This is a genomic window from Shimia sp. MIT910701 (assembly GCF_047126315.1).
In the GTDB taxonomy this organism is placed as follows: Bacteria; Pseudomonadota; Alphaproteobacteria; order Rhodobacterales; family Rhodobacteraceae; genus Shimia.
On record NZ_CP138953.1, the window covers coordinates 648572 to 659360 of the forward strand.

12 protein-coding genes are annotated in these 10789 nt (G+C 54.6%); 8 read left to right on the forward strand and 4 right to left on the reverse strand.

Annotated features, from left to right (window positions below; translation table 11 throughout):
• Positions 1-7 precede the first annotated feature (7 nt).
• A complete protein-coding gene (locus SIB38_RS03105) occupies positions 8-550 on the forward strand; it encodes an FxsA family protein (protein WP_412551333.1) in 543 nt (180 codons plus the stop codon).
• A gap of 55 nt (positions 551-605) precedes the next feature.
• The gene (secB, locus tag SIB38_RS03110) at positions 606-1103 is read left to right on the forward strand and encodes a protein-export chaperone SecB (protein WP_412551334.1); all 498 of its coding nucleotides are present in this window, start codon (positions 606-608) and stop codon (positions 1101-1103) included.
• Between the two features lie 57 nt (positions 1104-1160).
• Here secB and dnaQ read toward each other — a convergent pair whose 3' ends face one another.
• From dnaQ to SIB38_RS03130, 4 genes are read right to left on the reverse strand one after another with little or no spacing between them, the layout of a single operon-like run.
• Positions 1161-1895: a DNA polymerase III subunit epsilon gene (gene dnaQ / locus SIB38_RS03115; RefSeq protein ID WP_412551335.1), complete on the reverse strand. Its 735-nt coding sequence runs from the start codon at positions 1893-1895 to the stop codon at positions 1161-1163.
• The gene (coaE, locus tag SIB38_RS03120) at positions 1888-2481 is read right to left on the reverse strand and encodes a dephospho-CoA kinase (protein ID WP_412551336.1); all 594 of its coding nucleotides are present in this window, start codon (positions 2479-2481) and stop codon (positions 1888-1890) included. The genes dnaQ and coaE overlap by 8 nt, the downstream gene beginning before the upstream one ends.
• The gene (locus SIB38_RS03125) at positions 2478-3311 is read right to left on the reverse strand and encodes a shikimate dehydrogenase (RefSeq protein ID WP_412551337.1); all 834 of its coding nucleotides are present in this window, start codon (positions 3309-3311) and stop codon (positions 2478-2480) included. The genes coaE and SIB38_RS03125 overlap by 4 nt, the downstream gene beginning before the upstream one ends.
• A complete protein-coding gene (locus SIB38_RS03130; RefSeq protein ID WP_412551338.1) occupies positions 3308-3907 on the reverse strand; it encodes a Maf family protein in 600 nt (199 codons plus the stop codon). Before SIB38_RS03130 ends, SIB38_RS03125 begins: the two co-directional genes overlap by 4 nt.
• A 414-nt stretch (positions 3908-4321) precedes the next feature.
• Between SIB38_RS03130 and SIB38_RS03135 the strand changes: the two genes are divergently transcribed.
• From SIB38_RS03135 to SIB38_RS03160, 6 genes are all read left to right on the forward strand, one after another.
• Positions 4322-4771 (forward strand): CopD family protein, encoded by a 450-nt coding sequence (locus tag SIB38_RS03135; RefSeq protein ID WP_412551339.1) that lies wholly within the window; start codon positions 4322-4324, stop codon positions 4769-4771.
• A gap of 122 nt (positions 4772-4893) precedes the next feature.
• Positions 4894-6165, forward strand: a complete 1272-nt coding sequence (rho, locus tag SIB38_RS03140) for a transcription termination factor Rho (RefSeq protein WP_294115281.1) — start codon at positions 4894-4896, stop codon at positions 6163-6165.
• Positions 6166-6175: 10 nt separating this feature from the next.
• On the forward strand, positions 6176-7474 hold the full coding sequence (gene mnmE / locus SIB38_RS03145; protein WP_412551340.1) for a tRNA uridine-5-carboxymethylaminomethyl(34) synthesis GTPase MnmE: 1299 nt from the start codon (positions 6176-6178) through the stop codon (positions 7472-7474).
• A gap of 23 nt (positions 7475-7497) precedes the next feature.
• Positions 7498-9360, forward strand: a complete 1863-nt coding sequence (gene mnmG, locus SIB38_RS03150) for a tRNA uridine-5-carboxymethylaminomethyl(34) synthesis enzyme MnmG (RefSeq protein ID WP_412551341.1) — start codon at positions 7498-7500, stop codon at positions 9358-9360.
• Positions 9360-9998, forward strand: a complete 639-nt coding sequence (gene rsmG / locus SIB38_RS03155) for a 16S rRNA (guanine(527)-N(7))-methyltransferase RsmG (RefSeq protein WP_412551342.1) — start codon at positions 9360-9362, stop codon at positions 9996-9998. The genes mnmG and rsmG overlap by 1 nt, the downstream gene beginning before the upstream one ends.
• Entirely contained in the window at positions 9976-10785 is an 810-nt protein-coding gene (locus tag SIB38_RS03160) for a ParA family protein (RefSeq protein WP_294115274.1), read from the forward strand. Before rsmG ends, SIB38_RS03160 begins: the two co-directional genes overlap by 23 nt.
• Positions 10786-10789: the final 4 nt, after the last annotated feature.

Consider the following 10789-nt stretch of genomic DNA (forward strand, 5'->3'; position numbering starts at 1 on the left):
AGCTAAGATGTGGCTCTTGTTGGCCTTTATCGCGATCCCCATGATCGAAATCGCCCTGTTCATCAGCGTTGGTGGCGCCATTGGCCTGTGGCCGACCTTGGCGATTGTCCTGCTGACGGCCATTCTTGGCACACATCTGGTGCGTTCTCAGGGACTTGCCGCCATCGGAAACGTGCAGCAATCCTTCAATGAACTCAACGATCCAACCGAGCCTTTGGCCCACGGCGCCATGATCCTGATCGCCGGTGTTTTACTGTTGACGCCAGGTTTCTTTACAGACGCCGTTGGATTTGCTCTCCTGACCCCAGCTTTCCGCAAAATCATGTTTGAGTTTGCCCGAAGACGCGTGCGCGTTCAGAGCTTTACCATGGGCAGCACCCACTCTGCATCTTTTCATTCCGATCCGGCAAACCATGGCCACGGTCCAGCGCGCTCCGATGTGATTGACGGTGAATTCTCCGAAGTGGATCCCGCGCCAGAAAGCCCGCATCCACAGGTGGACAGCCTCAAAAAACCTACGCATAAACCATCCGGTTGGACTAAACATTGAGCCCCGTAATTTGACCTGATAAAGCAGGGCAAACGAATTCTTTTGGAGACTTCCCATGGCGGAAAACGAAAACGGTGCAGCACAAGCGCCGCAGCTGAAAATGAACGTACTGACCCAATTCGTACGCGACATGTCGTTCGAAAATATCCTGGCTCAGAAAGGCTCTGCCGGTAACCCGCAGCCTGACGTTCAGGTTCAGGTGAACCTTGATGCGAAAAAGCGCACCGCGGACCATCAGTTCGAAGTGGCCATGAAGCTGAACATCACCGCCAAGAACAAAGAAGACGGCGCTGAGATGTTCATTCTGGAACTGGACTACGCCGGTGTGTTCCATGTGGAAGGTGTGCCAGAAGACCAGCTGCACCCATTCCTGCTGATCGAATGCCCACGCATGCTGTTCCCATTTGTACGCCGCATCGTGTCCGACGTAACCCGCGACGGTGGCTTCCCGCCACTGAATCTGGAAACCATCGACTTTGTGGCTCTGTACCGCTCTGAGCTTCAGCGCCGCGCACAAGAGCAACAGGCCACAGAACAGCCGGTCGCCAACTAAGCGATCCGCTGTCAAAAATTCAGGCGCTGCCCTCGCGGGCGGCGCCTTTTTTGTGGGTTATCCCAGTTTAGTCCAAAGCGCGTTGTCGCCCATCTTTTCGACAAACTCCTTGTGCGCTATCGCCTCTTCTTCGGTCAGACGCGAGGGCAGGGGCGTTGCCCGTTTCGTGGGGCGCCAATCATCCATCTGCACCGATTTGGTCTTTCCACCGCCACCTGACGCCAGAACCAGATCAGGCTGCCGGCCACCAATCAGTTCAAGATAAACCTCCGCTAGGATTTCGGAGTCCAACAACGCGCCGTGCAATGTCCGCGAGGAGTTGTCGATGCCATACCGACGGCACAAAGCGTCCAAAGTGGCGGGCGAGCCGGGGAATTTGTTGCGCGCCATGGCCAACGTATCTACCGCCCGATCCATCGGGATCTCCGGCAAGTTCATCCAGCTCAGCTCCGCATTCAGGAACTTCATGTCAAATTTGGCGTTATGGATGACCAATTTACTGTCATTGCCAATGAAATCCAAAAACGCTTGTCCGTGCGCCTCAAAGACCTTCTTGTCTTTCAGCGTCACCTCACCCGGCTGCGCATCCCGCGGAACGTCGAGCAAATCCGGCCCAATCCCGTGCACGCCAAAGGCCTCTTCCGGCATGTTCCGCATCGGGTTGACGTAGACGTGAAACGTCTCACCGGTGGGCAGGTGGTTGTACAATTCCAACGCCCCGATCTCGACAATCCGATCGCCGGAGAACGGATCAAACCCAGTGGTTTCCGTATCGAGTACGATTTCACGCATTGGCCAACTGTCCCCTGATGGTGGTCACAATCTTCTCCACCTGCTGGCGCGCATGGTCAAGCGCATCCGTGATCACAACATAGTCCGAGCGGGCCACTTTTTCCTCATTTGGCATCTGTTTGGCGCGGATCTGCTCAAACTGTACCTCAGTCATCGTGCCCCGTGCCAAAACACGGTCTCGCTGCAGTTCCGCTGGAATAGAGACGCATACAACCGCATCCATTGCGTCGTTTCCGCCGGTTTCAAACAGCAACGGAATGTCAAAAACCAGAATATCAGCTTTGGCAGAGGCGATGAAGGCGGCACGGTCTTGCGCCACCAAAGGGTGCACAATTTCCTCAATCATTTTGAGCGCCGAAGGGTCGCGCCCAATCACCTCTTTGAGTTTGTCACGCGACACGGCACCGGCAACCACGGCCTCCGGAAACTTCGCCTGCATGGGCGCGACCGCCGCGCCGCCCACATCATAAAGCCGATGCACCGCTGCATCCGCATCCCAAAGCGCACAGCCCAGATCGACAAACATCTGTGCCGTGGTCGATTTTCCCATGCCAATCGAACCTGTCAGGCCAAGCTTGAAGCTCATCCCAAAACCACGCGCCTAGTTTCGTCATCCACCACAGGGCGGCGCCCAAACCAGCGTTCAAAACCGGGAACCGCTTGATGCAGCAACATGCCCAATCCATCCACGGTCACACAGCCAATCTCATTGGCTGTGCGCAGGAAGTTTGTGGTCAACGGCGTATACACCAGATCGGTCACCACGGTTTCTTTGCGCAGCCCATCCATCGGCACACGCAACTCTGATTTACCGGTCATACCCAGCGACGTGGTGTTTACCAGCGTGGCGCCTTCTTCCAGAATATTGCCCGCCTGCACCCATTCGACGACCTTCACCCGCGCACCAAAGTCTTCGCGCAGCTTGTCCGCCCGCACACGTGTGCGGTTGGTCAGCAAAATCTCAGGCGCGCCGGCATCAAGTAAAGACGCCACAACAGCCCGCGCGGCACCCCCCGCGCCCAGCACAACAGCTGGACCTGCCGAAGCATCCCATTCCGGAGCGCCCTGACGCAGGTTTTCGATAAACCCGTAGCCATCGGTATTGTCCCCCAGAATACTGCCATCGTTGAGAAAGATCAGTGTGTTCACCGCCCCAATCAGCGTTGCGCGATCCGTGATCTGGTCGACAAACTGCATCATCCGCTCTTTATGGGGAATTGTCACGTTACAGCCGACAAACCCCATCTTTGGCATGGCTTTCAAAACATCGCCCAGAGCATCCGCTTCGACCTCCAGCGGCACATAGTGTCCGGCAATGTCATACGTCTTCAGCCAATGCCCGTGCAGGACCGGTGATTTTGAGTGCGCAATCGGGTTCCCGATCACACCCGCCAAAGGAATGGACGGCAGTGTCATTGTGGCAGTTCTCCCCGCGTCGTCAGGAACGACAGAATTTCTACAAGCGACATACCAAGGACGGTGAAGTAGTCCCCGTCGATCTTGTCAAAAAGCCGCACGCCTTCTTCTTCCAACTTATACCCACCAACCGAATGGCGGATGCTGTCAAAGTTGCGATCCAGGTAGCCCTCAAGAAAGTCGTTGCTGAATTGCCGCATGAACAACCGCACAACACCCACATGCCGCCAGAGCGGCTCGCCATTCTGATAAATCACCGCGGCAGACAGCAACATATGGCGCTGCCCTCGTAGCAACAGCAACTGATTGCGCGCATCATCCACGCTGGCAGGCTTGGAAAAAATCGTGCCCTGAAAATCCAGCACCTGATCACAGCCCAAAACCAACGCCTCTGGCCGCTTCAAACTGACTTTCCGCGCTTTGGACTCCGCCAACGCGTCCGCCACATCCCGCGGCGTGGCCCCTTCCGCCTGTAGAGATCGTTTGATCATCTCTTCATCTACACGCGGCTTAACGGTTTCGTAACCAACATTGGCTTTAGATAGGAGCTGAGCCCGTATCTCAGAGCCCGAAGCAAGGATCAGGGGTTCGGTCATGTGGATAAATCCGTGGAGAAGGGAAGGAACTTCTTGAGAGTCCTTTCTGGAAATTTCTGTGGGGTTTTGCAAGCTGGGGAAACTCCCCGCCGTCTCACGGAAATCCCCCGATTTTCTGCACGGTGGACGGGGAAAACTTTGCCTGTGGGAGGAATCACCTGCATACCTGTTTCTCCACCCGCTTATCCACAATCACGCTCCTGTCATATTTCTTTCAAAGCACTGAAATCATTAAGACCTTTTAACTTTCTCACCAGATGTTGATACAGATCAGAGCAAAGAGTTCAGATGTGGGTAAGTCATAGGGGAAATTGATAATCCACAGGATTGGGCGTCCCTACTTAATCATCATCCTTTTCTATATATATTTATTTATTATAGAGAGGGTCGGGCTTCGTTCAGGAACAAACCGGCATGAGTTACTTTCTCGTCGACATTTACCCATACGTACTCTCGCTTCACATCATAGCAGTGATCAGCTGGATGGCAGGTATTTTTTACCTTCCCCGTTTGTTTGTGTATCACGCAGAGCGGGCAGAGAAGGGGGATCAACTTGATGAAACCCTGAAGATCATGGAATACAAGCTTCAGCGCTATATCATGGCGCCCGCAAGCGTTGTTGCCTGGGCCGCAGGCCTCACGCTTGTCTTTACTCCTGGCATTGTCGATTGGTCTGCGATCTGGCCGTATACGAAAGCGTTCGGCGTGATCTCCATGACCGTGTTTGATCATTGGCTGATGATCATGCGAAAGAAATTTGGCTGTGATGAAAACACGCTTACCGGTCGCCAGTACCGCATAATGAACGAAGTTCCGACGGTTTTGATGGTTCTGATTGTGGTCTCGGTTGTGGTGAAATTCTGAATCGTTTGACTCAAGCAAAGAAAGTGGCTTAGAAAAGCCGCCAACTGGCCCGTCCGGGCTAAGTGTCTTCCAAATACAGAGTACATGAACTGCCCTTCTCTCAGGCAGCATAGGATATTTTCATGACACAAGAAAAGCTTGCTCTTGGCACGTTGAAAGCCAAAAGCCCGAAAGATCTCTTGGCGATGGCCGAAGAGCTGGAGATCGAAAACGCTTCCACCATGCGCAAAGGCGAGATGATGTTCCAAATTCTGCGGGAACGCGCAGATGATGGATGGGAAATCTCCGGCGACGGTGTGCTTGAGGTGCTTCAGGATGGCTTCGGCTTCCTGCGCTCGCCAGAGGCAAACTATCTGCCAGGTCCCGATGACATCTACGTCTCCCCGGAGATGATCCGCAAGTACTCCCTGCGCACTGGCGACACTGTGAACGGCGTCATGACGGCCCCAGGAGACAACGAGCGCTACTTTGCCCTCACAGGCGTGTCTCAGATCAACTTTGAGGCGCCAGAGAAGGCCAAGCACAAGATTGCCTTCGACAACCTCACGCCGCTTTACCCGGATGAGCGTCTGAAGATGGAAATCGAAGATCCCACCATCAAAGATCGTTCCGCCCGTGTGATCGACCTAGTTGCGCCAATTGGTAAGGGGCAGCGTTCCCTTATTGTTGCGCCGCCTCGCACCGGTAAAACCGTGCTTCTGCAAAACATCGCGCATAGCATCGAGGCAAACCATCCGGAGTGTTACCTGATCGTTTTGCTGATCGACGAACGCCCGGAAGAGGTGACCGACATGCAGCGGTCCGTGAAAGGTGAGGTGATCTCCTCCACCTTTGACGAACCGGCCACACGTCACGTTGCAGTCTCTGAAATGGTGATTGAAAAGGCGAAGCGCCTTGTCGAACATAAACGAGATGTTGTGATCCTTCTTGATTCGATCACAAGACTTGGCCGTGCCTTCAACACGGTGGTGCCGTCTTCCGGTAAAGTTTTGACCGGTGGTGTGGACGCCAACGCACTGCAACGCCCCAAGCGATTCTTTGGCGCGGCGCGTAACATCGAAGAAGGCGGCTCGCTCACCATCATTTCCACCGCGCTGATCGACACCGGCTCGCGCATGGATGAGGTGATCTTCGAAGAATTCAAAGGCACCGGTAACTCTGAGATCGTGCTGGATCGCAAAGTGGCAGACAAACGTGTCTTCCCGGCGATCGACATTCTCAAATCCGGCACCCGGAAAGAGGACCTCTTGGTCGACAAAGGCGATCTTGCAAAAACCTTTGTGCTGCGCCGTATCCTCAACCCGATGGGCACCACCGATGCGGTCGAGTTCCTGCTTGGCAAACTCAAGCAAACCAAAACCAATGGCGAGTTCTTTGACTCGATGAACACCTAAGGATGCTGTGATGGCCTATGTGGCTGACACAATTTTCGCTCTTGCAACGGCCCCCGGTAAAGCGGGGGTCGCTGTCGTTCGTGTGTCCGGTACGCGCGTGTCTGAGGCGGGCAGGGCGCTTTTTGGAGCGTTGCCAAAACCGCGTTTTGCGGCGCTGAAATTGCTGAAAGATCGCGAAGGCCGCCGATTGGATAAGGCCTTGGTGCTCTACTTTGAGAAAGGCAGCAGCTTCACTGGCGAAGAAGTTCTGGAGCTGCATTTGCATGGTTCCACTGCTGTTGTGAACGCCGTACTCCGCGAGCTCACCGAAATTGAAGGCCTGCGTTTGGCCGAAGCGGGCGAATTCACCCGCCGCGCATTGGAAAATGGATGTCTCGATCTGGCGCAAGTTGAAGGTCTTGCTGATCTGATCGATGCGGAAACCGAAGCGCAACGACGCCAAGCGTTGCGCGTTCTGTCTGGAGACCTGGGCAACCTGGCCGGTAAATGGCGCACGGATCTGATACGCGCCGCAGCTTTGATCGAAGCCACCATAGATTTTGCAGACGAAGACGTTCCGGTAGATGTGACGCCCGAAGTTACTGAACTTCTGACAGGCGTTCGCACCGAACTCGACAAAGAAATTGCTGGTGTCGAAACCGCCGAACGCATCCGCACGGGCTTTGAGGTCGCCATACTCGGCGCACCAAATGTTGGCAAATCCACTTTGCTCAACGCGTTGGCCGGTCGTGAGGCTGCGATCACTTCGGAATATGCTGGCACCACCCGCGACGTGATTGAGGTGCGCATGGAGCTGAACGGATTGCCCGTCACGCTTTTGGATACAGCAGGCCTGCGCGAAACAGACGATCATGTCGAAGGGATCGGCATCCAACGCGCCCGCGAACGGGCCGAGGCGGCTGATCTTCGGGTCTTCCTTAAGTCGGAAGGCGAAGAACCAGACTTCGCACCACTTCCAAACGATATAATCCGCTCTGCCAAAGCAGATACACTTTCTGATCCGCAGAATGCGATTTCTGGCAAAACCGGGTTTGGTGTGTCGGAACTTGTGGCGGAGATAACTGACAAGTTGTCTGAGCAGGCGGGGCGGTCAGGCGTCGCGACGCGCGAACGTCATCGCATCGCGATGAAGCGGGCTTCGGTATCCTTGGATGCGGCCCGCGCCGTTCTCGCTTTGGGGCCGGATCACTATGATATCGGCGCAGAAGAGCTGCGAACCGCGATTCGTGCTCTTGATTCCATTGTCGGCCATGTCGATGTAGAGAACCTGCTGGATGAGATCTTTTCGAGCTTTTGCATCGGAAAATGATTCAAATTTGAGGAGTGTTTCACGTGAAACATTTTGACGTCATTGTTGTTGGAGGCGGCCACGCCGGAGCTGACGCCGCGGCGGCTTCAGCACGTATGGGCGCCTCGACTGCGCTTGTGACCCTGAAGAAGTCCGGCATTGGCGTTATGTCTTGCAATCCTGCGATTGGGGGCCTGGGAAAAGGCCACCTCGTGCGAGAGGTCGACGCGCTTGATGGCGTTATGGGGCGCATCGCTGACAAAGCAGGTATCCAATTTCGTCTGCTCAACCGCCGCAAAGGCCCTGCAGTCCAAGGTCCCCGCGCGCAATCTGACCGGAAAATCTACCGGACAGAAATGTTGTCGGAGATTGAGGCAACGCCAAACCTGACCGTGATTGAAGGCGAAGCGATTGATTTCCGCATGGACGGCCGAGCGGTGCGGGGTGTTGTGCTTGCCGATGGATCAGAGATTTCGGCACATGCCGTCGTCCTGACCACCGGCACATTTCTGCGCGGTGTCATCCATATAGGCGATGTCTCTCACTCCGGCGGTCGTATGGGCGACAACGCCTCGGTCAAACTTGCCGAACGCATCGACAGTTTTGCGCTGCCTCTGGGGCGGCTGAAAACCGGTACACCGCCTCGGCTGAATGGCAAGACCATTAAGTGGGATCTGCTCGACAGCCAGCCTGGCGATGAAGAGCCGGTGATGTTCTCTTTCTTGAACAAAAAGCCCTCCGTCCGTCAGATCGCCTGCGGTATCACCCATACCAACGCCAAGACACATGATATCATACGCGACAACTTGGATCGCTCCGCCATGTATGGCGGCCATATTGAGGGGGTAGGGCCACGCTATTGCCCCTCTATCGAAGACAAGATTGTTCGCTTTGCGGATAAAGATTCCCATCAAGTCTTCTTGGAGCCAGAAGGATTGGACGACGACACCGTCTACCCCAACGGTATTTCCACCTCCCTGCCGGTGGATGTGCAAGAGGCCTATGTGCGCTCGATCTTTGGCCTTGAGAATGTGGAGATCCTGCAACCGGGCTATGCCATTGAGTATGACTATATCGATCCGCGTGCGCTGGATGCCGCACTTGCGGTGAAGGGCGTGCCTGGTCTCTACTTGGCGGGGCAGATCAATGGCACCACTGGCTACGAGGAAGCCGCCGCCCAAGGTCTTGTTGCCGGTCTCAACGCCGCTCTTTCCTCGCAAGGTAAAGAACCACATCACTTCAGCCGGTCGGATAGCTATATTGGCGTGATGGTTGATGATCTCATCACTCGAGGTGTGACGGAACCGTATCGTATGTTCACCTCGCGCGCGGAGTTCCGTCTGTCTCTGCGGGCTGACAACGCGGATCAACGCCTTACACCCATTGGCGAAAAATTGGGATTGATCGGTGAGGCACGTAAGATTGCTTTTGGCGTTAAGGCAGAGAAGCTTGCATCGGGGAAATCTCTTCTGGAAGAAAAAGGCTACACACCAAAAGAAATCAACGCAGCCGGGATTGCAGTGAACCAGGACGGAAATCGCCGGACCGCGTTTCAGGTTTTGGCCTTTCCGGAAGTCGGATTTTCTGAACTGACGGCCCTGGATGAACGCTTTGGAGAGATCGAGTCCGAGATCCAGGATCAGCTTGATCGGGATGCGCTTTATGCCAACTACATTGAGCGACAGAAACGGGATGTCGAAGCGATGCGCCGGGATGAAACGCAGATCATTCCGTCCGACTTTGATTTTGACGTGATTGAAGGTCTCAGCAACGAGTTGAAGGCGAAGTTAAACGCCGTACGACCCTCGAATTTGGGGCAGGCCGGTCGTATTGACGGCATGACTCCAGCCGCACTGACCTTGCTGCTCGCCAAACTGCGCCAAGCCAAGAAGGCAAAATCTGCGTAATGTCCTGTCCAGATCACACCCAAACCAAACTGAATGTTTCACGTGAAACATTGACCCGACTTGAAACACTCGCGGATCTTCTGGTGAAGTGGAATCCGCGCATAAACTTGGTTTCTAAGTCGACAATCGATGATCTTTGGACCCGCCACATTCTGGATTCCGTTCAAGTTCTACGCAGCGCGCCATCTAACGCCACCCATTGGGTGGATATTGGCAGTGGAGGCGGCTTTCCTGGTCTTGTCATTGCTTTGATGGCAGCGGAACCCGAAGCGCCACAAAAAATGACGCTGATTGAAAGTGACCAGCGCAAATGCACCTTTCTGCGCACGGTTTTGCGCGAAACTGGTGTTTCTGGAACTGTTATTACAGACCGCATCGAGAAAGCTGCGCCTCAGAATGCGGATGTTTTGTCGGCCCGCGCCCTTGCGGACTTGTCGTTGCTGTGCGAATTCGCGGATCGTCATTTGACGGCAACTGGAACCGCAGTGTTCCCAAAAGGCGCACGTTGGCAAAAAGAGCTCAATTCCGCGCAGGAATCGTGGTTATTTGATTGCGAAGTGGTAAAAAGTATCACGGACCCAGAAGCGGTTATTTTGAAGATTGGAGAGCTCAAACGTGTCGGATCCCACACGCCCTAAAGGGCCTAAAATCATCGCAGTGGCCAACCAAAAAGGTGGTGTGGGCAAAACAACAACCGCTATTAACCTTGCCGCCGCTTTGGTTGAAGAGGGGTGTAAGGTTCTTCTTGTCGATTTGGACCCTCAGGGGAACGCGTCTACCGGCTTGGGGGTTGAGGTCGAGGATCGCACACATACCACCTACGATCTTTTGACCGGAGATGTGGAACTGGACGAGGTAATCCAGACCACAGAATCTGGCACTATGTCGATTGTACCAGCAACAGTGGACCTGAGTTCGGCGGATATTGAGTTGATGTCCAACGAAAAGCGCAGCTTTCTTTTGCACGACGCACTGCGCCAGACCGCTATGGACAAATATGATCTGGACTACATCCTGATTGATTGTCCACCTTCTCTAAACCTTCTGACTGTCAACGCGATGATCGCGGCCAACTCCGTTTTGATCCCGCTGCAAAGCGAGTTTTTTGCGTTGGAAGGCCTGTCCCAGCTCATGTTGACTGTGCGCGAAGTCCGCCAAACTGCCAATGCAGGACTGCGGATCGAAGGCATTGTGTTAACCATGTTTGATGCGCGCAATAATCTGTCCCAACAGGTTGAGCAGGATGCGCGCGACAACCTGGGTGAGTTGGTGTTCGAAACCAAAATCCCGCGCAATGTGCGCGTGTCTGAGGCGCCATCGTTTGCGCAGCCGGTCCTGGATTACGATCCAACCTCCAAGGGGGCCGAGGCTTATCGCGCGTTGGCCAAAGAACTGCTCGCCAAGAACTTCCAAGTCGCCGCGTAAAGGA

What these genes read in the sequence shown, in the direction of transcription:
- secB (WP_412551334.1), top strand. Translation starts at nt 606, where the DNA reads ATGGCGGAAAACGAAAACGGTGCAGCACAAGCGCCGCAGCTGAAAATG.
- SIB38_RS03125 (WP_412551337.1), bottom strand. Translation starts at nt 3,311, where the DNA reads ATGACACTGCCGTCCATTCCTTTGGCGGGTGTGATCGGGAACCCGATT.
- rho (WP_294115281.1), top strand. Translation starts at nt 4,894, where the DNA reads ATGACACAAGAAAAGCTTGCTCTTGGCACGTTGAAAGCCAAAAGCCCG.
- dnaQ (WP_412551335.1), bottom strand. Translation starts at nt 1,895, where the DNA reads ATGCGTGAAATCGTACTCGATACGGAAACCACTGGGTTTGATCCGTTC.
- rsmG (WP_412551342.1), top strand. Translation starts at nt 9,360, where the DNA reads ATGTCCTGTCCAGATCACACCCAAACCAAACTGAATGTTTCACGTGAA.
- SIB38_RS03130 (WP_412551338.1), bottom strand. Translation starts at nt 3,907, where the DNA reads ATGACCGAACCCCTGATCCTTGCTTCGGGCTCTGAGATACGGGCTCAG.
- coaE (WP_412551336.1), bottom strand. Translation starts at nt 2,481, where the DNA reads ATGAGCTTCAAGCTTGGCCTGACAGGTTCGATTGGCATGGGAAAATCG.
- mnmE (WP_412551340.1), top strand. Translation starts at nt 6,176, where the DNA reads ATGGCCTATGTGGCTGACACAATTTTCGCTCTTGCAACGGCCCCCGGT.
- SIB38_RS03135 (WP_412551339.1), top strand. Translation starts at nt 4,322, where the DNA reads ATGAGTTACTTTCTCGTCGACATTTACCCATACGTACTCTCGCTTCAC.
- SIB38_RS03105 (WP_412551333.1), top strand. Translation starts at nt 8, where the DNA reads ATGTGGCTCTTGTTGGCCTTTATCGCGATCCCCATGATCGAAATCGCC.